Origin of the sequence: Fibrobacter sp., assembly GCF_017545445.1 — a bacterium.
In the GTDB taxonomy this organism is placed as follows: Bacteria; Fibrobacterota; Fibrobacteria; order Fibrobacterales; family Fibrobacteraceae; genus Fibrobacter.
On record NZ_JAFWOM010000120.1, the window covers coordinates 25,859 to 52,163 of the forward strand.

The 26,305-nt window shown below is 44.7% G+C and carries 9 protein-coding genes and 1 rRNA gene; 3 read left to right on the top strand and 7 right to left on the bottom strand.

Features of this window, described 5'->3' with window-relative positions; translation table 11 throughout:
- The first annotated feature begins 18 nt into the window (after positions 1-18).
- Genes IKG78_RS13355 through IKG78_RS13365 form a run of 3 tightly spaced genes read left to right on the top strand, consistent with a single transcriptional unit; the run spans position 19 to position 12,593 of the window.
- On the top strand, positions 19-6,663 hold the full coding sequence (locus IKG78_RS13355) for a cadherin domain-containing protein (protein ID WP_290944315.1): 6,645 nt from the start codon (positions 19-21) through the stop codon (positions 6,661-6,663).
- A 20-nt stretch (positions 6,664-6,683) separates the two neighbouring features.
- Positions 6,684-11,633, top strand: a complete 4,950-nt coding sequence (locus IKG78_RS13360; protein ID WP_290944317.1) for a fibro-slime domain-containing protein — start codon at positions 6,684-6,686, stop codon at positions 11,631-11,633.
- A 9-nt stretch (positions 11,634-11,642) separates the two neighbouring features.
- Positions 11,643-12,593, top strand: a complete 951-nt coding sequence (locus IKG78_RS13365; RefSeq protein ID WP_290944319.1) for a hypothetical protein — start codon at positions 11,643-11,645, stop codon at positions 12,591-12,593.
- A 1-nt stretch (position 12,594) separates the two neighbouring features.
- Here the strand turns inward: IKG78_RS13365 and IKG78_RS13370 are convergent, their stop codons facing one another.
- From IKG78_RS13370 to rrf, 7 genes are all read right to left on the bottom strand, one after another.
- Positions 12,595-13,521 carry a hypothetical protein gene (locus tag IKG78_RS13370; RefSeq protein WP_290944321.1) on the bottom strand — a complete coding sequence of 309 codons (927 nt, stop codon included), beginning with the start codon at positions 13,519-13,521 and terminating at the stop codon, positions 12,595-12,597.
- A gap of 173 nt (positions 13,522-13,694) precedes the next feature.
- A complete protein-coding gene (locus IKG78_RS13375) occupies positions 13,695-13,871 on the bottom strand; it encodes a hypothetical protein (protein WP_290944324.1) in 177 nt (58 codons plus the stop codon).
- 169 nt (positions 13,872-14,040) lie between these two features.
- Positions 14,041-15,927: an ABC-F family ATP-binding cassette domain-containing protein gene (locus IKG78_RS13380; protein ID WP_290944326.1), complete on the bottom strand. Its 1,887-nt coding sequence runs from the start codon at positions 15,925-15,927 to the stop codon at positions 14,041-14,043.
- 242 nt (positions 15,928-16,169) lie between these two features.
- Positions 16,170-20,447, bottom strand: a complete 4,278-nt coding sequence (locus IKG78_RS13385) for a fibro-slime domain-containing protein (protein WP_290944329.1) — start codon at positions 20,445-20,447, stop codon at positions 16,170-16,172.
- 133 nt (positions 20,448-20,580) lie between these two features.
- Positions 20,581-24,936, bottom strand: coding sequence for a fibro-slime domain-containing protein (locus IKG78_RS13390; RefSeq protein WP_290944331.1), 4,356 nt, complete (start codon positions 24,934-24,936; stop codon positions 20,581-20,583).
- Positions 24,937-25,192: 256 nt separating this feature from the next.
- Positions 25,193-25,825: a hypothetical protein gene (locus IKG78_RS13395; RefSeq protein ID WP_290944333.1), complete on the bottom strand. Its 633-nt coding sequence runs from the start codon at positions 25,823-25,825 to the stop codon at positions 25,193-25,195.
- A gap of 348 nt (positions 25,826-26,173) precedes the next feature.
- A 5S ribosomal RNA gene (rrf, locus tag IKG78_RS13400) occupies positions 26,174-26,288 on the bottom strand.
- Positions 26,289-26,305: the final 17 nt, after the last annotated feature.

Here is a 26,305-nt window from a genome sequence, read left to right on the forward strand (position 1 = left end):
TCAACACGAGTAAAAAGCATGAAATTCAACAAATTAATTTCCAAAACATTTGCCTTGGTTTTATTTAGCATCGCAACATCGATGTCGGCGACTAGCATAGCTCCGTTCACATTCGGCAACACAAATACGGATAAAGATAATTGGCATTATCTGATGAAATTCAAGCTTTGGGGAAGCGCTGGAATTAGCCTCGGGAATAGAGATGAATTTTATGACACTAGACTATATGATCGTACCATAAACGGAAATGACTATAGCTCCTATAATTATATAGATCCAGATACACTAGGTTGGGTCGGTACTGCTAAGGGTAATTTAGCTGTTGTTGGTAATGAAGGATGGATTGATGGACCTATCATTGTGGGCGGCTCTATTACAGGTAGTAGCAGTATGTCCCTTATTACGGGACCAATTCGTACTTCTACCGGAAATATCGCATGTACATACACAGGCACTGCATGTACGGGAACAGATCAGTCTGAATCTTGTAGTTATGATAGAGTTCCTGAAATTCGTTCGAATTTGAAAGTCCCGAATTTGACCGGGGTGAATTTGAGTAGCCAAAGTTCTCTCAATGTTAGTGGACGAAAAGTCATCAAAGTCGATTCGGCATGTACTGGAACTGGAATCTGTGATTTATTCTACAACACTATCGATTTTGGAAATGATTCCCGTTTGGTTGTTCAGATGCCCGAAGGGGGGCGTCCTACCCGTATTTTCACAAACAAGCTTAATTTTGGAACACACCCTGAGATTATTGTCAGTTACGGCAATGGCAATTTAAAACAAAATGAATACGAAGGCAATTTGCTGATATACGTCAATTCCGATATTACATTTATGAATATTGACAATGTGTCCATTATGGGAACATTTATAAGTACCGGAAAAATATCTTTGACATGTAATATAGTTTTCGCCGGTCAATTGATTGCAAATACGCTTGAAATTGGTAATGGAATCGCTGCTAAAAACTTTGTCTTTAAAAAGTTTGATCCACACATAGAACTTTCTATTTTGGATGAAAAATCGAAATATATACCAGAAAGCAGTACTTGGGAGACTATTCAGGTTGGCTTAAGTGAAGCTTCTAAAGCCGATGTAACATTTAGCTATTGCTTTGATTTCTATTCTGCATCCGGTGTTTCTGGTATTTATGCTGGATATGCAGATTTCGGTGTAGCCGACGCCAGCCACAAATTCCCTATATGCAATAAGGGAGAATCTGAAAAGGTAACGATAAAAGCCGGCGATACCAAAGCTGCGGGAATCTACATCAAGCCCATGATTGATGGCATCGTTGAAAGAGATGAATCTCTCTGGCTCCAAATTTCAAACCTTACAGGTGCTACTTTAACATCTGATTATGAAAGTGAAAAGGGTTATAAAATTTTCATTGTAAGTAACGATAAATTGCCAACTGTTTCAAGTGAACTTACGGTCAATGTAAACGAAGATGAAAAGCATACGTTTACCGCTGCCGAATTCAAATTCCAGCATGAAACTCAGAACTTTGCTGCTGTTATCATAACGAGTATTCCTGCAAGTGGAACTCTGGCTCTCAATGGTACTGCCGTTAAGTCGGGCGATGAAATTGCCGTCTCTAATTTTGCCAAGTTCACCTACACGCCTGCTGAAAATGAATATGCCTCTCCTTATACGACTTTCAGGTACAAGGTTGTTGGTGATGGGGCTGTTGATAACACGTCTCTTGAATACACGGCTACAGTAAATGTCATTCCTGTTAATGACAAACCGGCCGCATCTGATGTTGTGTTCACCGTGAATGAATTGGATCACGCGATTGCGGGTGGCCCAATTAAAGTGACGGATGTCTTTAACGAAAGAGGCGTAGATGGTTACTCCTACGAATTGGTGAATGTGACTGGCAGTGATTACACTGCGTTCAGTGATGCTTTCGAAATTGTCAAGTTGACCGATGGTAATGCAACGATTAAAGTGAAGACCGGTGCAGTATTGGATTATAGCCAAAAGAAGGAATATGTCGTCTATGCGACGGTCTCTGATAATGCTGCTACAGAAAAGACAGTGGTGGAAGGTCCGCTCACTTCTGAACAGTTCAAGATTACGGTCAAGGTCAAAAACGAAAATGATGCCCCGGTTATTGCTCCTCAGGAATTCTTTATTGCAGAAAAACAAGCTGATGGTAGTGATTGGCCGAGTGGTAAGACTGTAGGCAAAGTCGTTGCTACAGACCCGGATGATGATCCTCTCTCCTTTACGGTTGATGCTTCTGAAAATGTTCCGTTTAAGTTCTTGAACAGCACGAACGAACTTGTCATAACCGATGGAAGCAAGCTCGATTACGAATCAAAGACAAGCTGGACATTTAAAGTTGTCGTTTCTGACGGTCAGGCAGGATCTGCTACAGCAAACGTTACTGTCAACCTCACTGACGTGAACGAAAAGCCGGAACCCGAAAACGTGAAGTCGCAATACTCTGTTGCAGAAAATACCACGAAAGGAACCGTTGTTGGTTCATTTGATGTCTTTGACAACGACAAAAATTCCGGCTCGTATGAAACACTGACCTATTCATTAAGCGGATCTTTAACAGGTGCAGTCAATACAACTGCAAAGAAATTGAGTGAAATTTTCGAAGTCAAGGAAAAAAGCAATGTTGGCGGAGCAAGAACGGTTCAGATTCTCGTAAAAGACCAGTCCTTGCTCGATTACGAAGCACTTTACAATAGCAGCACTAAAAACGCAACTTATCCTGCGACCATTACTATCACAGATGCAGCTAGCAATTCCGTTACATTAACGACGAAGATTGCTGTTACCGATGTCAATGAAAAGCACTCGGCAACGGGAAATACATTCTATTTGCTGGAACATTCCGCAAGTGGTGAAAATGTATGCGCTACAATGCATGATGATGAGGGAAACTGTGCTGGTTACGGTCAGGTTACATTCGATGATCCTGACTTGAGCAATACATTGAAGTTCAAGATGTCCTCAGCCAATACAAGTTCAGATGCAGATGCCTTTATCGTAGATTATCAAGGTTATATAAAAACTTCCGGTAATGTTGAATTTGAATATGATGGTATTGGAGCAACGCATACGTACACGTTCTTGGTAACAGTCTACGATAGCGATTTCTCTGAAGATGTCGAAGTCGCTGTGAATATCGAAAACATTGAAGAACCCACAATTCAATTGACAACAGAAGGCAAAGGCTCCATCAAGGAAAACGCTCCGATCAACTTTGTTGCTGACAAATTCTCAAAGGATTCATTGATTAAAGATAATCCCTCCTTGGAGGCGGAATTTGACAAGATTGGTGATATCTATGAATACGAAGTTGGTACAGTAAACGGGACTCATGGTTCTGATATCTTTACTGTTGATCAGGATAAAGGAAATATTATCGTTAAAGACAATACATACCTGAATTTTGAGGAACTGTATCCGAATAATTCTTATGAGGTGCAAATTGTAGTTAAGGGTGAATTGAACGACATCGTCATCAATAGAACTGTTGTTGTCATGGATGTTAACGAAAAGCCTGTAAGTAGGGATACGACGTTCTCTGTCAAGGAAACGATTGCTAGCGGAGCCTCTATCGGGAAACTTTGGGCTACAGATCCGGATTCCTGCTCTACTGTTGCCGCAAAAGCTTGCAAAAATGGATTGCATACCTATGGTTTCAATAAGTTAGCCTATTCTATAGTTGACGAAGATGACGATTTACCGTTTGAAATCAACCAAAGCACGGGTGAAATAACACTCAAACAGGGGGAAAAACTGAGCTATACAAATAAGAGCCAGTATGAATTTAAAGTGAAGATTTCGGACCGCTCTTTGGATCCTGATAATCCGCCTCTCTCGACAACGGCTACGGTTACTATAAATGTGGTCGATGTCAATCGTCCGTCCGAATTCAAGGTGTTCTCAGAACTTTATGAAACCGAAGAGAACGTTAAGATTGGCACGGTCTTGACAGGCGACAAGATTGTCGTTTATGATGAAGATGCTGCTGATGTCAGCAAGTTGAAAATTACCATGACGGATAAAGATGCTACAACATCTCGTGATGCGGCAAAGCTTTTCGAAGTTGTTCAGGTGGGTTCAACAGATGCAGATCTTTTAAGCACGTTTGTCATCAAGACGAAGAGCGACATTAATTACGAAGAACTCTACAAGGCTGCTGATAAGAACGCCATCTTTAACGTTGTCTTGACGATAACGGATGAGGAAGGAAATAAGACTTCCAAGGATACAAAGATTCGCGTGATTGATGTGAACGAAGAACCAAGTGTCGTGACGCCGGATCCGTTTACAATTGCTGAAAATACCACGAAGGCTACTTCGCTCGGTGTTATAAAGGCTACTGATCCAGACATCTATAATGCTAATTTCGGAACGCTGTATTTCTCTCTGAAGGGCGACGAAGCCGCCCAATTCGATATTGACGCTAGCACGGGTGAACTTTCTACTATCAATAATGCTAAATTCGATTACGAAACCAAGTCTTCTTACAAGTTTAAGGCCGTCGTTACGGACAAGAAATACACAAAGGAAGTCTATGTCGTAGTCAATGTTTTGGACACGCCTGAAGTTCCGAAATTCTCGGATAACCCGCCGGCACTTGCTGTCGATGAAAATACCTTGAAGGGGACGAAGGTTGGTGTCGTCGAAGCTACGGATGACGATTGTAAGAATACGCATATTGCAACTTGCAAGCAGCCGACTTACTCGCTTACCGCAACCGACATTGCAGCAAACGACTACAAGTCCTTTACAATTGATAAAAACGGAACCATCACGGTGGCTAAAGACAGCGTCTTGAACTTTGAAGTCAAGAAAGAATACTCTGTTCGTGTCGTGGCAACTGATGGAAGTGATCCGACGCTCTCTAGCTACATTGACGCAACCATCAATATTAACGATGTCAACGATGCTCCGACTTACGAATATAAAGAATACGCATTCGAAATACATGAAAATGCTCCGAAGGGTGAATTTGTCGGCTCTGTTGTTGCCGATGACGAAGATTCTTGGAGTAAGCTTACTTATACAATCTCGGATTATGTGGCAAATTCCAAAGATTCAGAAGTCTTTAAGATTGATGCTGCAACAGGAAAGATTTACTTGAACGCTTCCATAGATTACGAAACAAAGAACACATATAAAGTTTTTGCAAAAGTAGCTGACAATGGTGAGGATAAAGGCTTTAAGAACTACTCCGCAACAGCGCTTGTGACTATCAACGTTATTGATGCCCCTGATCCGCCAGAGATTGTCGATGATGGCAAGAAGAGTTATGATGTTGCAGAAAATACACCTACATGGACCGTCATTGCCTGCTATAAAGTCAAAGATGAAGATGAAAAATTCCTAGTAAACGCAAATATCGTAGTGAAAAATGCAAGTAATTTGAAAAGATCAAGTTTCTTCGGTACCGGCCTAACAAAAAAAGACTCTATTTATGAGCTATGCCTAATTAAAAGTGCAACAGCACTAGATTACGAAACCATGGAACATTCTCATGAAATAATTATCTCTGTAACCAATGAATCAAATCTAACTACCGAAATTTCTAAAACAATTAACATTTTGGACGTTAATGAAAAACCGGTCATTTCAGGAAACACCGAATTTTCATTCTACGAACATACCGGCAAAAACAAAATCATAGGCAAACTAAACTCTAACGATCTAGACACTGCAGCCATTTTTACAAATAATATTTTCAAGATTGTAAGTGGAGATACATCTTCATTCACAATTACAGAGGATGGCAAAATATTTACCAAACGTGATTTCAACTATGAAGAAGATCGTCATTCGTTCGAATTCAAAATTGCCTTATCCGACAAAGATCTCGCCACATATCCAGACCTTATTACAACAGAGAACATCACCATCACGCTTAAAGATATGCCGGAAGTTCCAGAAATCACGAGCAAAGAATTCAGCGTCAAAGAAAATTCAAAAGCAGGAGAACTTATCGGAATTATAGAAGCCACCGACCCGGATATCGACGATACGCTCAAAATTTTTCTTGATGACGAGAGTCCATACGTAACAGTTTCCTCAAATGGTGAAATACGAGTCCGCGAAGGAGCAAACATCGACTACGAAAAAATGCAGAAGTTCACGATTACTGTGATTGCCAAGGATAAAGACGGCCTGCAATCGCTTCCCGAAGAAATCGTCATCAAGGTTATTGATATCGATGAGCCATCTTCCAGCAGCACCATTGCAAAATCTAGTTCCTCCAGCAAGGAGATTGCCGCGAACTCTTCGAGTTCTCGCAATGACAAAACTTCTTCGTCGTCCTACAATAACGCAAAATCCAGCAGCAGTTCCATTGCGAAATCCAGTTCCTCCAGCAAGGGGATTGCCACGAACTCTTCGAGTTCTCGAAATGACAAAAAATCTTCTTCAAGTTCCAAAATCTCCGATGACGAAATCCCGGACTTCTACGTCAGAATGACCGGAGCGTTCGAATTCGAAATCGTCCTAGACGAATCCGCGCCAAGCATCGCCAAAAAATACGCCGTCATGGACATAAAGGGCCAAGTACTTTCCGTCGGCGAGCTGAACGACAAGAATGCCTACGTAAAAGTACCAACACGCGGAGCCTATGTCGTCAAGCTAGGGCTTAGATACAGACGAATTAACATCCAGTAAAATCATCACGAGTAAAGAGCATGAACTTCAACAAATTAATTACAAAAACATTTGCCTTGATTTTATTCGGCATCGCAACGACGATGGCGGCGACTAGCATTGCTCCGTTCACGTTCGGCGACACCGATACGGATGAAGACAACTGGCATTATCTGATGAAATTCAAGCTCTGGGGAACCGAGGGAATTAGCTTCGGGAATAGAGACGGAATCTATGATCCCAGATATTACAATAAATCAACCGCAAATTATAATGGTGTAAATATTTTAGACTCCCTCGGTTGGGTAGGAACAGCAAAAGGCCATTTGATGTCCAATGGTGACGGAGGATATATTGATGGTCCGATTATTGTGGGCGGAAGCATAACCAATAGCGGTCAACAGATGAAAATCCTAACAGGTCCCATCCGCCATACAGGAACTTCCATCCAAGCCACCTACTCTGGAACAGTATGCTCAGGGACCAGCCAGTCAGGCAATTGCAGTTATGACAAAGTTCCAGAAATCCGCCCAAACTTAGAAATACCTCAATTATTGGAAGGAACAACTTTATCGGGTTCATTTAATGTCAATGGCCGAACTATCCTTAATGTGAATTCCAGATGTCCAGGAACCGGCGTTTGTGATATTTTCTTCAACTCTATCGATTTTGCTAATGATTCCCGATTGGTGGTTCAAATGCCCGAAGGAGGGCAACCAACCCGTATTTTCACAAACGCGCTTAATTTTGGAACCCATCCTGAAATCGTTGTCAGTTACGGTAGCGGTGATTTAAAACAAAATGAATACGAAGGCAATTTGTTAATATACGTTAATTCTGATATTACTTTTGCAAATAATGACAATATGAACATTATGGGTTCCATTGTGAGTACTGGCACAATAAGACTGGTGTGTAATATTGTTTTTGCAGGCCAACTCATTGCAAATGAGCTTGAAGTTGGTAATGAAATCCTAGCAGAAAACTTTATCTTCAAGTCCTTTATTTACCCTTCGCCCATTTCAGATGCCCCTTCCACGCTTTCCATCACAGGAAGTAACGCAAACAAATTCACCGAAAGCGATACTTGGAATCAAATTAATTTAGTCCTGAACAAGCCTACTGAAACAGATGTTTCATTCGAATATTGCATTGATTTCTATTCTGCTAGCGGAGTCCAAGGAGTTTATGCCGGTTATCAAGATGTCGGTGCAGCCGACACCAACCACAAGTTTCCGATATGCAATAAGAGTGAATCTAAAAAAGTTACAATTAAAGCCGGCGACACCAAAGCAGCGGGTGTCTATATCAAGCCCTTGGTGGACGGCTATGTCGAAGAGAACGAAGCTCTTTGGCTCCAAATTTCAAACCTTGAAGGAGCCCAACTCGCATCTAATTACGAAGATGATAAAGGGTACAAAATTTTTGTTGTCAGTAACGATGCATTGCCAACAGTTTCCAGCGCACTCGTCGTCAACGTCTATGAAGATGTCAAACATGCATTCACCGCAAGCGAATTCAATTTCAAACACTCAACACAGACGTTTGCTTCTGTTATCATCACAAGTCTCCCAAATAAAGGGTCATTGCTTTACGACGGCAAGGCCGTTACAAAAAATCAAACGATAGCCAAGGCAAATCTTAGCAAGCTGACGTATCAGGCGGCAGCAAATGATTTCGGCAACAAGTACACTACATTTAAGTACAAAGTTGTCGGTTCTGGAACGGGAGATAACACTTCTAATGAATATACGGCAACCGTTAACGTTTTTCCGGTAAACGATAAACCCACCGCCACTGATGTCGTTTTCATAGTAAACAGACAAGATAATACTGTAGGAGGAGGAGCAATTGAAGTAATCGATGTCGCAAACGAAAGGAATGTAGATACATACACCTATTCGATAGTGATGGTTGACGGCACTGATTACATGAAGTTCGCAAGTGTGTTCGAAATCGTCAAATTGAGCAACCAAAACGCAACAATCAAAGTAAAATCCGACGCGGTATTGGATAAAACAAAAAAGCAATATGTTGTTTACGGAGCCGTCAAGGACAACGCCGCTACAGAAAAGGATTCCATAGCAGGTCAAACAAAAGCCCTTACCGGCCCATTGATGTCCAACCAGTTCAAGATAACAGTAAAAATAAACGATTCAACTAGTGATTCTTCTAACACAACTTTCGTCAAGACGGATCCGTTGCATTTTTATGTTAACGATACCGCAATTACAGACGAAACCGAAAATCAACGTCTTTGGAACGAGCTTATGAAGTATAAGCTCTGGGGAACCGATTCTGTTGTTCTCAATAAAGAAGGTTTTAGAATTACAGATACAATTGGCTACACGGGAACAGCTAAGAATAGTATTATTATCAACAATGGAAGACATACTCTAGGAGGCCCGATTATTTCAGGTAAAGATTTGCAAATTGGTTATCCCGGTATGGGGGCTGATTACGACAGTTTAAAAGGCCCAGTTCGTGCAAATGAACTTTTTCTTGGTAGTTGGTATAATACGAACTACACGAGTTACGAAGGAACTTATTGCTTTGAAGGACCAGTTTACCTAGCCAATGGCAGAACCACAGAAATTGTAAGTCGCTTCATTGCAAACGTTCATAAAGCTGGTGGTAAAATTTATGCAGACTGGGATAAAGATTATACAGATTCAAATTTAGGAGAACTTCCTGGCTTGCCAAACTTAGATCTTGATGGTTCTTACAGTGACTGCCCCGATTACGTGCCTCAACCAGACAGGAATCTTTCTGTCCCTGTTTTAGATGAAACCGGAATTGCATGGGAACCTGCAGTGGAGCTAAATTCGAACTATTATGGAGAAACTAAATATATCCATGTTCCGCCGATTTCAAAAGAAGATGTTGATGACGACCATACTTGGTACGATAAATTTGTAGAGAATATTTATTTTTCCAGAAACTACGGCAAGAAGCTCTACATTTTAATGCCCTCTAGCAAAAAGAATGCCAACGGCAAGACGGGCCGTTTGACGCGTATTTTTTCAAAAGATGGTATCGATATTCAAAACTCGGCTAACGATTCCAAAATTCAAGTAGCCTACGTTAATGATGAGGCTACATGGAACGGAAGCTCTTGGGAAAACATAGATACTTTGACAATGATGATTGTTGCCGATTCTAATTATGCAGGCAACTTGATGTTCTATACGAATGCGGATATCAATTGGATGCCGATGAACGGAAACAAGGAAGCAAATTTCCAAGGAACTTATATTACAAGCGGTCGTTTCAATATTTACGACCATATTAATGTTACAGGCCAGTTGATTGCAGGCAAAACGCTTTGGTTCGAATCCGATTTTGACGGTGAATTCCACTATGTCCCATTCAACGCTCCAGAAACCCAAACCGACACAACATCTACAAATCCTAAATCCAGCTCTAGCAAAGCAGTGTCAAGCAGTTCAAACAAACTCAGTTCAAGTTCTGCGAACATAAAATCTAGTTCATCACCAGCGATTAATTTCCAAAGCATGAAAATTTCGGCCTTACTTTTAGACTGGGCTGGAGAATCTTATCACGATAGCATTGACATAGATTTTGGAAATGTTTATGGAGGAAACAAATATACGAAGGTTGGCAACGACAGCACATGCCAATACGGAATCATAAAGCAAATGGTACGCGATACACTCGTAAACGGGCAGCTCGTTCGTGTAGATTCTCTCGTCTATCCTTGGGACAAGTGTGCTGCTGGCCATGAAATCGATAAGTGGTTTGTTCCCCAAGTGGTTGCAAAGGATGCCGCAGGCAACAAATACACAAACTCTGCGCACAAGGATATAGAATTCTCGCTAGATAACGAAGGTTTCTGGAATGTGAATTACACAAATGAATCAGGAAACTGCAATGACCCTGTAAGCCCAGGATTCTTCCCACTAGATGATTTTGATTACCTTGATTCGGCAAAGACGATTAAGAACCCGAAATTTGACTGGAATGTTCCAGGCTGGGTCAATTCAGGTTCTGGTTTTCACTTGGATACGTGTATGCATAACTACAGCTTTGCGATGAAAATTTCAACTCAATTCAAGTATGCAAAGGGACAAACTTTTGAAATCATTGGCGATGATGATTTTTGGATATTTATCAATAATAAACTTGCTCTAGATTATGGGGGAATTCATGACAAAATAGAAGGTGCAATAAACCTAGACACACTCGGACTAAAAGAAGGCAATGTATATCCATTCCATATTTTCTATGCAGAACGCAATATAACTGGATCAAATTTAAAGATTCGCACTTCAATTACATTTATCAATTCAAGTTCGAGCTCCCAGAATGACAAGTCGTCATCCTCAACTAAGGCCACTTCGTCATCCTCGACCCCGATCAAAGATCTATCTAGCAGTTCCACGAGCGGAAAATCAAGTTCCGCAAACGCGAAATCAAGCTCTAGTTCTGCAAAAACCTTGAGCAGTTCAGGCAAAACAACATCCAGCAGTTCGTCTCGTCATTCCGGGCAAGACCCGGAATCTTCAAGCACCCAGAATAAAAAATCTAGCTCTAGCAAGCTCTCGTCTAGCAGTTCTGCGAGCGGAAAATCAAGTTCCTCAAATGCGAAATCAAGCTCAAGTTCGAGCAAGATTGACTCAAAATCTAGTTCAAGTACAGCCAAGTCAAGCTCCAGCAAGCCTTCATCTAGCAGTTCCACGAATGCAAAAACGAGCTCAAGTTCCAGCAAAGCAGTTTCGTCTAGCAGCGCCAAGACTTCTAACGGCGAAATTCCGGACTTCTACGTCAAAATGATTGGCCCGTTCGAATTCGAAATCGTCATGGACGAATCCTTGCCGAGCCTCGCCAAAAAATACGCCGTCATGGACATGAAGGGCCAAGTGCTCACCGTCGGCGAGCTGAACGACAAGAATGCATACGTAAAAGTTCCAACACGCGGAGCGTACATTGTCAAAGTCGGACTCGGCTACAGACGAATTAACGTCCGATAAGGAATCGCAATGAATTTAATTCTTCTCTGGACGGCACTTGCGATAGTATGGTTTATCGGCATCTGCATGACCCAAAAAGGTCGTGCAGTCATTCGCATCCTCTGGAGAAGCCTTAAAGTCAAGCTCATTCTCATCGCATGGGTTCTCGGAATCGCAGCCATCGCGATAGCATACGCGATACACCCCGCCGAAGAAAAACCCGCCCCCATCGACGAACAAAGTCAATACCAGCAATACACGACATCCGCGATTCAAAAACTTTGCGACCAAGGCGAGCTCATCATCGACATGAACTGCAATCTCGACAGTGCCGCTCCGGAACTAGCCTACATTCTCCCTACAATTCTAAGCAATTACAACCTCATCGTCACGCACCCCACAACGCCGATTCTCGAATCCATCAAGGGCACGTTACAGATAAAGATGGTAGGCTACAAACAATTCAAAAATCGCGGCATCCGTCTGATAAAAGCGCTACAGCGCGACCTCGGCCCCCGTTACGAATCCGTCATCGAATCCAACGATACGGACCACATTCTAAAAATCACCTACACCGGAAAGCCCTGGGATAACGAACACCTTTGCAACCTCCCGGTCATCGAAGCATGCCTCCGCGAACGCACAGACCCTGCCGTTCTCATGTCCATCATCCGCCACACCTCGGATTTCCAGATGAACTACCAAGGCAAAAACAACACGTCCGGTTTGCTCGCTCTCGATTCAGGCAAGGGATTAGAACAAATTGCTATCGGCGCCCACCGTCTAAAAACAGTTCTCACTACATCGCCCACGCTCGCCGACGCTGTCGCACAATTCTACCCCGACGCCGAACACCGCAACAAGTTCGAAAACTGGCGCAAAGACCCGCAAAAGCACTATTGGGTTGGCCAAGTGCTCACCGACATTCAATACTACCGCAGCAACGGCATGACGCTCGCGCCGCGTAAAAGAGCGGAATAGATTATTTTTTGAATACGGTCGTCATCGCTAGAGAATCCCTGCGACCATATTGATCAACGTAAATCAACGTCCAATTGACCGTTGTATCAGAAACGAACGGTTCTGTTCGAGTGTTCACAAGAGTATAGTACCCACTCATCAAAACATCTTTGGTCATTTTCAAGTAACCATCGACTGTTCCAACATCTTCTTCGATTCCTGTTTTTTTATCAATCTTTGTATAACATACCTTAGGTGTATTCTCTTTCACAGATGCAGTATATACAACCGGCATTTTACATGAACTTCTCGCTTCACATTTTGCAAACAACTTTATAGAATCAGGCGGAAACCGCTCCACCGAGCATCTATCCGCACGAATTAAAGCCACGCTATTCTCCGACGAAGCGTTTATCGAATCCATTGCATGTTTTGAAATCCAATCAAAGCCTTCAATTTTTTCACTCATCAAAGATATGTTTTCAGGCAAGCCTTTCGCCTCGAACGAGTAATTCGAAAAGACGGAATCCTTCAACACAGCACATGGAGGCAAACGAAGCTCTGCAAAAAATTTTCGCAATGCGACCATATCAATTTTAGGAACTTCAACTTCGAACGAAAAATTCGATACCCGATTTTCACCATAGTTCAAACGAACCGTATCCGCATCGACAGGAAATTTTTCATTGCGCTTTTCATGACAAAAATCAATATACTGACATTCAAAATTTGAGTCTTGAATATCGCAATTGAAATATCTCGACGCAATCGTAAACGTATCAACAGCATAAGGCCCGCTATTATAATTTTTCACCTTCACGTAGGAATACACTATATTGGATTTATCCGCATCGTTCACCACACTGCTTGACGGATTTGACTTTCCGCTGTCCGAACAAGCAACACAAAGAAAGCATCCTAACACAGCCATCATTTTTTCAAATTTCATTTTGCTCCTCCTTTTTAATCGTCTATTTACAAATAAAACAGGCGTTTTATCCATACTCCTTAATACAGCATTTGTACTCAATATATATAAATTTAAGGAAAATATAGATACATCAAATAAAAAGTTCTGTCATGTCCGCCGCAGTCGCCCTCTTACAATTGCAAACAACAAACTTAACTAGATTGCCGCGTCCCCTTACGGGTCCTCGCAATGATGAAGAAGCCAAGCGATGCAGAAACATGCAAGCATGTTTCTATATCCGAGGCAAACAAGTCATGCACTTGTGCAATGACATAAAAGGCTAACATCACGACAGTCATGACAGCGTCATACCCGACTCGATCCGCCATCTGTCCGCCATGACGCAGCCCCTCCTACGATTGCAAACAATAAACTTAACTAGATCCTTCGGCTTCGCTCAGGATGACACGCCTAAGACCACGCACCTGTCATGCCCGACTTGATCGGGCATCTCCCTTCATAACTAATGACTAACGACTACTGACTAATAACCACCAACTAATCTAACTTGTACTTGTCTTTCGCGGCTTCGAGTTCGGCACTTGCCTTTTCCCAAGCGGCGTAAAGTTCTTCAGTCAGCTTTTTGTTATCATCCATATCTTTCGCGATGGCGGTAATGGCGTTGCCATCGCCCGATTCCGAGGCGGTAACGAGTTTCGCTTCGAGTTCGCCGCCGATGGCTTCGGCCTTTGCAATTTCCGCTTCGAGGCGTGCAACTTCTTTTTCAAGCGGTTTGATGACCTTGCTGCGTTCAGCGATGTAGTCAGCACGCGCCCTGCGGTCTTCCTTTGTTCGCGGTGTAGAACTGACAGGCTTATCGTCCGTCACATCGATATTCGAGACCTTGATGTTCGCAGAGTTCGCACCACCCGGTTTCTTTTCCGAAGCCCAACCGACCTTTTCAAGGAAGTCAGCGTAGCTGCCTTCGAACACGCGGCACTTGCCGCCATCAAATACAATCAAGCGGTTCGCAAAAGCATGCAAAAGTTCTTCGTCATGCGTCACGACAAGAGCCGTACCTTCGTAATCTTCCAGAGCGTCAATCAAACTCTCGATGCTTTCCATGTCAAGGTGGTTCGTCGGTTCATCAAGCAAAAGCATGTTGCTTTCGTTCGCCAAAATCTTGCCGAGCAGCACGCGGCTGCGTTCGCCACCCGAAAGCACCTTGACCTTCTTCATCGCGTTATCGCCGCTGAACATCATGAGGCCTGCAAGGCTGCGGGCGCGACTCTTCTGCGAGACATCCGCAATCGCCGTTGCAATTTCTTCTTCGACCGTATTGTCGAGATTCAGGCGATTGATGTTTGTCTGTCCAAAATAATTTATCTTGAGGTTCGGGTTGTAATTGATTGTACCTTGAGTCGGCTCGAATTCTTTTGCAATCAAGTTCAAGAGCGTCGTTTTACCGCGACCGTTCGGACCGATAATCGCGATGCGGTCTCCCTTGAACACTTCCATTTCCAAATCGGTAATCAACTCCGGACCGTAACCGTCTTCGTTCTTGTATGCAAAATGCAGCCCATGAATCTGGAGCATGCGCTTGCCCGGGAATTCCGCTTCCTTAAAACTAAAATCCAAATTGCGCTCGTGCGTGAGGCGTTCACCCGTCGCAAGCTTTGCAGCCGCCTTGATTTTCGACTGCACCATGGCAGCCTTCGCGGCTTTGTAGCGGAAACGTTCAATGACTCGTTCGAGCTGTTCCTTTTTGCGCTGCTCGTTTTCCTGAGTGCGCATCGCCACTTCTTCTTCTTCGGCAATCGTTTCGCGGAGCTTTTCGACCGTCCCCTTGACCTTGCGCATCTTGTGGCGGTGAATACCTACCGTATGCGTGCAGACCTCGTCCATAAAGTGGTGGTCATGCGTAATCAAAAGCACTTCGCCCTTCCACGTGCGCAAAAAACGGCTGAGCCAACGCATGGAGACAATGTCCAAATAGTTCGTCGGTTCGTCCAGCAAAAGCATGTCCGGCTCGCTCGCCAAGACCTTTGCCAAATTCAAGCGGATCTGGAAACCGCCCGACAAAAGCATCGGGCTCTTGTGCATCGATTCTTCGTCAAAACCGAGACCGAACAAAATCGCCTCGACCTTGTGCTCTTCGAGCCAGCCGTCCTCATTCACCTTGAGCACGCTGCACGCTTCTTCATGCACCGTCGCATGCGTAAAGTTGATGTGCTGCTGCAAATAGCCAATCGTATAGCCCTTCGGGATGTCGATGTTACCGCCATCAATGCATTCCTGCCCGAGAATCATCTTGAAAAGGGTCGATTTACCGCAACCGTTGCGACCAACAAGGCCGACGCGCTCATGGTCAGCCACAAGCATGCTCGCACCATCCAAAAGGACCTGCATGCCAAAAGACTTGGAAACGTTCTGAATTTGAATCACGGCACAAAGATAGATTTTTAGTGGCCAGTGGTCAGTAGTTAGTGGTTAGTGGTTAGTAAACAGTGGTCAGTAAACAGTGGTCAGTAATCAGTGGATAGTGGTTAGTAGTCAGTAATTAGGGAATTTCTTTACACAAAAAATGTAAATAGATTCTGCATAAAAAAGCAGAATCTATTCATAACTATCCTTCACTCAACAACTTAGCTTTAAAAACTTGCAAAAATAAATTGTTGATAGAATGTTTACTGTTTTTCGTTGCGACGAACTCCCAAAGTAAACGTCTCTTCATCCTTACCGACAACGTCCTTGTCCGAAATAATCTTGAACTTGAGTTTCGCGATATACACGCCAGTTCCAACCCAACGGCCCTTATTCGTGTGAGCATCCCACATCAAGAACACGTTGCCCGGATTTTCCACGCAGTCCGTGCCGAACACATCCTTGTCATTACATGCAACGACGCCCTTCAGCGAATTGACAAATTGCCCAAGGCTAGAGAAGTAATCCACTTCCCACTTGATTTGCACCTTCGAAAGAGCAACTTCCCTGCTTTCCGTCGTATTCAAGAGCAACGACTTCCCAACTTCGCTCAAGTCAAACTTAATCAGTTCGCCGGGGAGTCCCTTTTCAGCAATGATGTCTTCAATCTTCTTCGAAACATCGACGCGGACAGGAGCAACATCGTCCTTATAAGGCCACATTTCCGGAGTCCACTTCGCAGGATCAACCGCTACAACACCCGGAGTTTCCAAATCCACACGTTGCTCGCCTTCAATACGGAGCCACGGGTTATTCTCATGCGGCACATTCCCGTTCAAATCCGGCAACACACCCGGCACAAGGCGCACATAAAAGCCCACATCCGGCAAAACCGTATTTTCATTCTTACGGAACAACACATCGTAATAATTACTGTTCTTCGTCGGCGTCACAGAAGCAACTGACAAAAGAGACGGATTCACAAGTTCGCCCGCCTTGTCCTTGAATTCAAGGAACTGCACGCCATTCAACAGACCCACCTGAGTCGCTTCGCTGATATACACCGTAAGCTTATTTACATTATCAGAAACCGGTTTCACAATAGGCTTATCGACAAGGATTGCACCTATGCGGTCTTCAATCGCAAGCCCATCCAAACTGAGTTCCGTCATTTGGGCGGTTTGCTTGTCCATATAGGTGTAATGATACCTGAACGACCCCTGATAAAGCTCCTTTGCACCGCCTGTAAATACTTTATCCAACAAGCTATCTGCGCTAATCGATAAATTCTGTCCATTATCCACCAACTGCGAAACAGTTTCAACAGAAGCAATCGTATGCCAGTCATCGCTGCCAAAACTCCATGCCACCGTATCCGGAATCGTTTCGTCAAACGGCTTGTTGAATACAACCGCAATACTGTCAAGCACGCCATCGCCATTGCGGTCAAAGGCTTCGCCCGAATTTGCAAACGGCACAGGCGGCTCCTTGAAGTGGATATTTCCCCACGAAATCGAGTTCGATACCGAGCCTCCAGAAATCACAAAGCTTGCGTTTACCGCCGACGAGTCTCCGACAACATAGAATTTAGCCGTTCCCGTAGAATCCGTAATTAACTTATTCACACGTTGCTTTTTTTCATCCAAGAACGAGAGCGGGAACGAAGTTTTCAAATCAAGGACCGCAAAACAGTCCTTGCATAGGCTCGCTATGTAGAACACGCCCACCTGCAAAGGCACCGTATCAGGGTACGCCACATGCGTAAGGAGCGTATCGTTTGCACTGCCGTCAAACGGGAGTCCGCGCAAGCTAATGCCCGTCGGATCTAGCACCTTAACAGAATCTGTTCTGTTAAACACGTCAATAAACGCAATGTCCGGGAGCGGGTAAGCCGGCACCGTGAAATAGACCTCGCTAGACTGCGTTATGTCGCTAGCCAGCACAAACTGCAACATGTAGGACCCCGGCGCCAAAGAGCGGTTACGCACAATCGCCACCGTATCAATTACAAAGCCCGCCATGTTTTCGTCAATGTGGATTCCAGCAATCGTCCCCGGCATAAGTTCCAAGCCTTCCGGCGGAATACGCTCGTCATCGCCAAACAGCACAAACAAAGACTGCGCGGGCATCGTGTCAATCTTCGACGTGCTGGAAACATCGCAACTGATGGATTCATCCATCAAGAGCTGCAAAATGGAGAACTTGATCGTTCCGTCAGTCGTCACCTCTTCCACCGGGTAATATGTCTTTTGCGTCTGCAAGTTGATGGACGTGCGCATCTTGAAATTCGAACCCGTCGCATTGCGTTCCGAGAAGAAAATGTGGAACGGATACTCGCGGCCTTCAATAAGCTTTAACGAAGGATCGTTCTGCCCAATGGTATCCAAGTTCACGGCACCTTCCTCAGGATTGTGGCATCCGCCGATATCCACGACAAGACGGTTGTTGATATACACCCACACGTCATCGTCTCCACGGAACTCGAAATACTGCCCCTTCACGTACTTGAACTGAGCCGAAACCTTCATGGCAAAGCTATAGTTGTGGCGGCAGCCGCTTATGTTCCAGTCAAACTTCGGGTTCGGAATCGTTCCCGCAGAATCCAGATACTTGAAATCGTCAATCGGATAGAATCCCGGATTGATAGAATCATTGCAATCGCTCAATTCATTCGTAAAGTCTGCCTGCCAGAAACCTTCATCGTCCAAGGACAAGCTGATATCACGGCAGACACCATTCTTGTACTCGCGGCCAGCAGCATCAGTCGCCACCACCTGCGGAATAAACCACTTCTCGATTTCATGAGCCGCAGTACACAAGTACCACGGATATTCCGAAGAATCCTTGCGGGCAGGGACTCCGTTCACAAGCGTATCCTGCACCATGCCTTCGACACGCCCCGAACACTGTTTCAGAGAATCCATTTTTCCGTTCTGGTTAAGTCCATACATCGACGTATAAGGGTTGCCATAGACAATGTTGCCAAAATCAACGTCAATGCTGTCGTGATAGCTTTCGCCCGCCCAGTCCACGACAAGTGCCGAAATCTTAAGCGAGGGGCAAATACCGAGAATGCCCGGATACTCCGTCGTGTCGTTCGGATAATAGCTGTTTTTCGGGTTCGGATAAACCCACACCGTATCGTGAGAAGATATCAAGGAATCCAACGAAATCAAGGAATCAAGCGTACCGTATTCATCGACCGTTCCCTTGCCACCGTAGCGTTCCATGCCAAAGCTTTGCTTAAAATAAACCTTCCAGTCATCCGTATGCTTATAGACCGTTCCGGTGTACCAGCCGCACGTATCCGTCAATGGGCCCATCTTGATGATATCGCCAGTCGATTCCACCACCATAGAAGGCGACATGTTTTCCCACGGGCTCTTCAAACGCACCACCTTCGGTTCCGGCGGATAGAACACGATATCGAACGTCCCCAGCGAAGTCGATGTATAGAGCCACGCTTCGTAAACGCCAGTCGGGAACAAGTCGCTCGCATGCGGGCGGGAGCGTTCAGAGAAATAGTTACGCGGAGGCCAGTCGTTCTTGCCGCGTGTAATCTGCACATACGTCATTGCAGAATTCCACTGGGCAGAACCCACGGTAGAATCCGCAAAATCGATGTGCCGCCAATACTGGTATTCGCCTTCGGCACTGAGTCCCGTCGGCTCGTTCAAAATGTTGTTATCAATCTTGATATAGAACGTGCTGTCACGGTAAGTCGAATTTGTACGCCACGGATGGTAAACATGCAGGCGGCGGGTCGCATCAAAGCATTCGCCCGGAGTCCCGATATCAGTGGAAACCGCAGGATTATCAACCGTTCCATCCACAAAAAGCGTATCCTGCGTATTGAAGATACTCGAGAAATCCACCAACGAATCCTTGTCCGCAGGCACGGCATACCACGGCGCTTGGTAACGCACAAAATAAGCAGTCAAAAGCGGATTGGACTGCACCATCGCAGGCGTAACCGCTCCATAGAACCAACCGCACTTGCTCTTGTCGCCCTGATTAAAACGCATCAGCACGGAATCCGCGCCAAAAATCATCTGCGGAAGCACCTTGTTGCCCCACGGGCTCTTGAACCACACAATCTTTGAACCCGGAGCCATGAACGACTTTTTGTACGACTTGTCCTTCGTGTCCGTATAAAGCCAAATTTCCGTTTCCGTACCGAAGAACGACGTAATCCGCGTCTTTCCGCCCTGCGTCCACGAAACGCAATTGTTGAAATTGTAGTTGTTGTCGTCAGTATTGGGGCAAGCCTTGAACTCAAAATCCTGCCAATCCTGAAAATCCGCAATGCTCCTGCCCGTCCAAGTATAAACGTACCAGTCATCGCCTTCGCTTGTCATCATCGTCTTGGACATAGCACCGAAACCCGGATTGTAATCCGTCACACCGCCCACAATATGCGGAGTATAGCCCGATGCAGTCGCATCGTCACGAAACGGCGACTGGAGGTGGATTGTCAAATCCGCCCAAGCAGAAACAGCAACCAACAACGGAAAAAGAAAACCCAAACAACAGAGTTTCATTCAGTACCCTCTTTTTGCCCCACACTTTTAACTTAAAGATATATTCAAGTGGTAAAAATTAAAATATCATAATGAAAAAAAAAGCAAAAAGACCTGCCCATCGGGCAGGCCAAAAGTCTATACACTAATATTTTTACTTTATCTTCTTCGTTACGGTTTCGTAAGTTTCGTCACGGCGAATACCGAACGTGAACGTTTCTTCGCCCTTCGCCATGACTTCCGATTCCGAGAATATCCTGAACTTGAATTTCGCGATATACACGCCCGTCCCTACTGTACGGCCTTCTTCGCTCAACGCATTCCATTCAAAGAACATGTTGCCAGCATCGCGAATGCAGTCCGTTTTGTAAATCGATGTATCGTTACAAGCAAACTCGCTACTTCTAATCCAGTTCACATAATGACCAAGGCTCGTGAAGAATTCAATATCCCACTTCACCTTGACCTTGCTCAAGATTTCATTGTATTCAGGAGTACCCGGTTTAGGATTACCGGCAGCGTAAAGCTGTGTCGTCGCGTAGTCATTAAGCTGGAACTTGACCAACACACCCGGCAAGCCCTTTTCTTCGATGATTTCCTTGAGAGTGAGGTCTTCATCGACGCGGATAGGAGCAACGTCATTATCGCCGCCAATCCATGGATTATCATCAAACATGCCTGGCCTAATCGTCACGACATTCGGACGTTCCGTCTCCAAGGGCTGTTCGCCTTCGATTCGACGCCACGGGTTGTTTTCATGCGGCGTATTGCCATTCAAATCCGGCAACACCCCCGGAAGCAAACGTATCTTGAAACCAACTTCAGGAGCAATGTATTCCGGACTCTTTCTAAAGAGCAATTCATAGTACTCACTCTCGCCCGACGGATTGATAGATTCCAACCTGTAAAGTGACGGATCAACAAGATTGTCGTTCTTGTCCTTCAATTCAATGAAACGAATAGACTGCAAGTTAGTCGCATTGCAGGTTTCCGAAAGCTCAATTGTCACCTTGACCAAATTCTCCGAAACAATCTTGAGCATCGGCTTGTCGAGCATGATAGCCCCGATCTTTTCCTGAATCTTCGTAAACAGCATATCAGATTCCTGAGTCGATCCGCTCGCTTCGTCCAAATAAATGTAGTGATAACGGAAATTCCCTTCGACAATAGCCTTCGTCGCACCCGTTAGCACGGAATCCAAAAGACTGTCAGCCGTAATGACAACCGTTGAATCGTTTTTCAGCATCGTCGCAATATCTTCCAACGAACTGAACACATGCCAATCTATACTGCCAAAGCTCCAAGCAATCGTATCCAAGTCGTGTTCGACAAAAGCATTGTATTCGAACGGAACATAGATACTATCAGGAACGCCGTCACCGTTGCGGTCATAAATGGTGCCAGTTTTAGCAAGCGGCACAGCCGGATCCTTGAAGCTAATCTTGTCCCACGTAAGCTGGTTTTTGACACCGCTAATGCCCACGACCGCAAACGACGCGCCCTTAATAGCACCTTCGCCAACCACGTAGAATCGGGCACGCCCCGTTTCGTCCGTCTGGACCGTATTGACTTGCTGGTCCATTTCGTTATAGAACGTCAAACGAGCATCGGACGGCCTCAAATCCAAGAAGACATTGCAGTCCGTGCAAATTTCGCCCGCATAAGTCACCACAATTTCCAAATAAACCATTTCAGGGTAACGCACATGCGTCATCAACGTATCGTTGACTCCCGGAATAATCGTTTCGCCGCGAATCGTCTTGTTCGTCGGATCAAACGTCTTTAAAGAACCGTCAGTAGCCGGATTGAATACATCGACAAACGCAATTTCCGGTTTCGGATATTCAGGAACCGTAAATTCGAAGGAATCATACAAGCCCATGCCGTTTTCGAGGAAATAATACAACGTGTAATGCCCAGGGCTCAAAGAGCGTTGCTTGACAATTTCGTCAATATTGATGACAAAACTAGAACGATCTTCATTGATAGTGATACCACCGAAATTGATACCCACCTTCAATTCAGGCGAATCGGAGAAATTGCCGCCATCCAAATAGAACATGGAAGGAGCATCCGTAATTTCCACTTCGCCCTTGACACGCGGATCGCAGCTGATAGCCTTGGAGTCCATCTGAAGCTTCAAGATACCCTTGATATCATTCTGCTTGGAATCATCAACCGTCGCAATATAAGTATTCTGCTTCTGCAAGTTGATGGACGTACGCATCTTGAAGTTCGAACCCGTCGCATTACGTTCCGCATAGAAAATATGGAACGGGTATTCACGGCCTTCAATCAAAGCAAGCTTCGGATTGTTCTGGCCAATCGTATCGAGGTTCACGGCACCTTCCACCTTTTCATGGACGCCACCGATATCCACGACGAGTCTGTTATTGATATAGACCCACACGTCATCATCGCCGCGGAATTCAAAGTACTGGCCTTTTACGTACTTGAAACTTGCAGAAACAGCCATCGCGTAGCTGTAGTTATGCCTGCAAGTGTCATTTCCTTTGGCAGCCGTCCACCCCGGAACATCCCAGTCGAACTTCGGATTGGGAATTGTACCCGTAGGTCCCTTAGTATCGAGATACTTGAAATCATCAAGCGGGAAGAATCCAGGACTGACCGGATCATTGCAATCATTGGACTCGTTCGTATAATCCGCATACCAGAAACCATCGTTATCCAGCTGAAGCTCGATATCCTTACAAAGCGAGTTCGTAAGAGTATCACCTGCAGTTGTAATCATTTGAATTTCAGGCTTAAACCACTTCTCGATTTCATGGGCTGCAGCGCACTTGTCCCACGGGAACTTCGTAGAATCCACACGAGCCGGAACCCCGTTCACAAGCGTATCTTGCACCATTCCCGTCACCGTTCCAGATTGGCAAGACCTATAAGTCCGCCCACCAAAATTAACAGTCGTATAATCGTTACCGCTATGGACACGCCCGAAGTCAACATCAATACTGTCATGATGGCTTTCGCCAGCCCAGTCCAAAAGCATCGCAGAGATTTTCATGCTCGGGCATACACCAAGACGCCCCACCGGATAAATTGCAGAAACATCCGGACGGCTATAGTTCTTGTTTTTGTCGGACGGATAGACATAAACCGTATCATGAGCATTCATCAAAGAATCAAGATCGATGAGCAAGTCCACCTCTTCGCCCTCGCGAACGACACCACTCTTATCGTACTTTTCAAGTCCAAAGCTCTGCTTGAAATAAACTTTCCAATCCGCAGCATGCTTGTAATAAGTACCTTCGAACCAGCCGCAAGTATCTTTCGAGAAGGTGGACATCCTCACGACATCGTTATTGGCATCAACAATAAACGACGTCGGCGTATTCTTCCACGGACTCAAGAAACGCACAACCTTGCGTTCAAGCGGAACGTAAGAAAGATCTATTTCTTCCATCGTAGAACTTGCAAAGAACCACGTTTCGTAAACGCCTGACGGGAACAAGTCGCTAGCTATCGGACGTTTGTCCTTACTAAAATAATGGACCGTGTCACCGCGTTCCTTGAAACTACGCGTAATTTGCACCCTGGCATCGGCAGATTTCCACGCCGCAGAAGAAACTACAGAATCCGGGAACGTCACGGAAAGCCAGAACTTGTAACCCGCGTCAAAAGAAAGTCCCTTCGTTGAATCCAGCCAAACACCGTCAATGTTCAAATAAACCGTACGGTCTTTATAGACGCTGTTGTTGCGCCATGGATTGTAAACATGCAAAGTGCGGCTCTTGTCAAAACACATGTTCGCATCAGGTTCCCCAGCCTTATTACCAATCGTAGGAGTCGCTACAGTACCATCGATATAGACAGTATCTTTCTTCGATATATAACTGCTCAAGTCGATAATCTGCATTCTGTCCGCAGGAACAGCCATCCAAGGAGCCATGTAACGAGTAAAATAGGCTGTTTGGAGCACTTTACCTTCTAGCATCGCCGGAGTCAGCGCACCATAGAACCACCCACACTTATCAGCGTCTTCAGTAAAATGCATCAAGATAGTATCTTGTTCAAAAATCATCTGCGGAAGAGCTTTATTGCCCCACGGACTCTTGAACCAGACAATCTTTGAACCCGGAGCAGCAAAAGACTTCGCGAACGTCTCAGCAGTTGCATCCGTATAAATCCATGCTTCGGAACTGCCGTCAAAGAAATCGCGGACATTATAAGTAATGCCATCGCCAAAATCAACGCAAGTCGTAGCATCTGTAGCAGTTGCCGGGCAGCCCTTGACCGTAAAAACATCCGAAGCCTTGAATTCCGCCAAGGAATTTTTCCATGTAATGGAATACCAATTTTCACCTTCTGCCTTCATAACAGTAGAAGATGTCGCCCCCACTTCAGGAGAAGCAGAATTTAAGACCACATGAGGAACAATTTCAGCAGCTGCAGTTGCACCAAAAGGAGACTGCACGTGAACAGTCAAATCAGCAAAAGCCGACGACGCAAAAGCGCCCAAAACACAAAAAGCTAAATACAGGTGTCTCATACTACACTCACCTTTAAGATTTTCCACACCCGTTCTAAAAAAATACATCTTTTTATTGTAAAAATAAATAAAAAAATTAAAAAATTTATTCTTTTTTAAAAAAAATTATGTATAAAAAATCCACAGCGAAAAAAACGCAAAAAACAGCCCGCAAAACAAGTATTTTAGATGCAAAAAAAGATATAAAGTAATAATGAGTTAGAGATAAAAGACCAAAATCTAGAGCGTAATGTAATAAGTTACGAGTGGAGAAAAACTAAAAGCCTAATTGCAAAAAGAGTCCGCCACCGGGTTCACTAAAGTTTATTGTCGGAGAAACACGGAACTTAAACCGCTCCGATTCATTCTTGTAGAATTTGCCAAGATCATGTTGTTTGGAAGAACGTGAAAAAACATGAATTGCTGCATCAATAAAAATTGGAACACTGATTAAGGACATAATGCTATAAGTACGCCCTAAAATAGCAGTCCCCAAATAGTCATAATCATGGAAAAAAGTCAAATAAGTACCTATAGCAGCAAAAGTGACGGTCACAGGAATATAAAAAAGTCCCTCAGATAAACCTCCTTTTACCGATTTTTCACACTCGTTTCCCCAAGCTTCGTAAAGAGCCGCACTATCCGGGCTAGGATTATTCCCATACACCCTCGCAAGCAAAGAGTCTCTTGGAAGATTCTTATCCACTATAGAATCTTGTTTGAACGAACTATAACGGCAACCTCGCTCTACAACAATAGAGTTTCCTTTTTCGCCAGCGTTATTCCACCAATCATTAACATAAACAGTATCGCTAGATGACGTACCATACGATACCGGATAAGAAATACCAAAAGCAAATCCACTGCAAAATGCAAGCAGTATGATTAAGTATTTGAACAAAACATTCATGCATAGTAATATACAAAAAGGCTGGTAAAATATAGGTTATAGGTTTTAGGGGTTAGGAACGCAAGGGAGATCGTATCTGCAATAGGAACTGTATCTGTAATGAGTAACGGTTCCGCGAGGGGAACCGTATCTGCAATGGGGTATCGTGTAAGCCGGTCCCGGCACGGGGGCCGGGATGACAATCGCGGGCGGGAACGTATCTGTAATGAGTGACACTTCTGCGAGGGGAACCGTATCTGCAATGGAGACCGTGCAAGGAGATCCCCGCCTGCGCGGTGATGACAACGCGGGCGGATGACGGCAAAAACGAAAAAGCCCCGCTCGCCGTTTACGGCAAGCGGGGCGTGAATCCAGCGGCGACCTACTCTCCCGGACCCGAGGGCCAGGTACCATCGGCGATCTGAGGCTTAACTTCCGTGTTCGGGATGGGAACGGGTGTGACCCTCACTCGATAACCGCTGAAACAAATTCTTGCATGGA

What these genes read in the sequence shown, in the direction of transcription:
- IKG78_RS13375 (WP_290944324.1), bottom strand. Translation starts at nt 13,871, where the DNA reads ATGGCGGATCGAGTCGGGTATGACGCTGTCATGACTGTCGTGATGTTA.
- IKG78_RS13355 (WP_290944315.1), top strand. Translation starts at nt 19, where the DNA reads ATGAAATTCAACAAATTAATTTCCAAAACATTTGCCTTGGTTTTATTT.
- IKG78_RS13370 (WP_290944321.1), bottom strand. Translation starts at nt 13,521, where the DNA reads ATGAAATTTGAAAAAATGATGGCTGTGTTAGGATGCTTTCTTTGTGTT.
- IKG78_RS13385 (WP_290944329.1), bottom strand. Translation starts at nt 20,447, where the DNA reads ATGAAACTCTGTTGTTTGGGTTTTCTTTTTCCGTTGTTGGTTGCTGTT.
- IKG78_RS13390 (WP_290944331.1), bottom strand. Translation starts at nt 24,936, where the DNA reads ATGAGACACCTGTATTTAGCTTTTTGTGTTTTGGGCGCTTTTGCGTCG.
- IKG78_RS13360 (WP_290944317.1), top strand. Translation starts at nt 6,684, where the DNA reads ATGAACTTCAACAAATTAATTACAAAAACATTTGCCTTGATTTTATTC.
- IKG78_RS13365 (WP_290944319.1), top strand. Translation starts at nt 11,643, where the DNA reads ATGAATTTAATTCTTCTCTGGACGGCACTTGCGATAGTATGGTTTATC.
- IKG78_RS13395 (WP_290944333.1), bottom strand. Translation starts at nt 25,825, where the DNA reads ATGAATGTTTTGTTCAAATACTTAATCATACTGCTTGCATTTTGCAGT.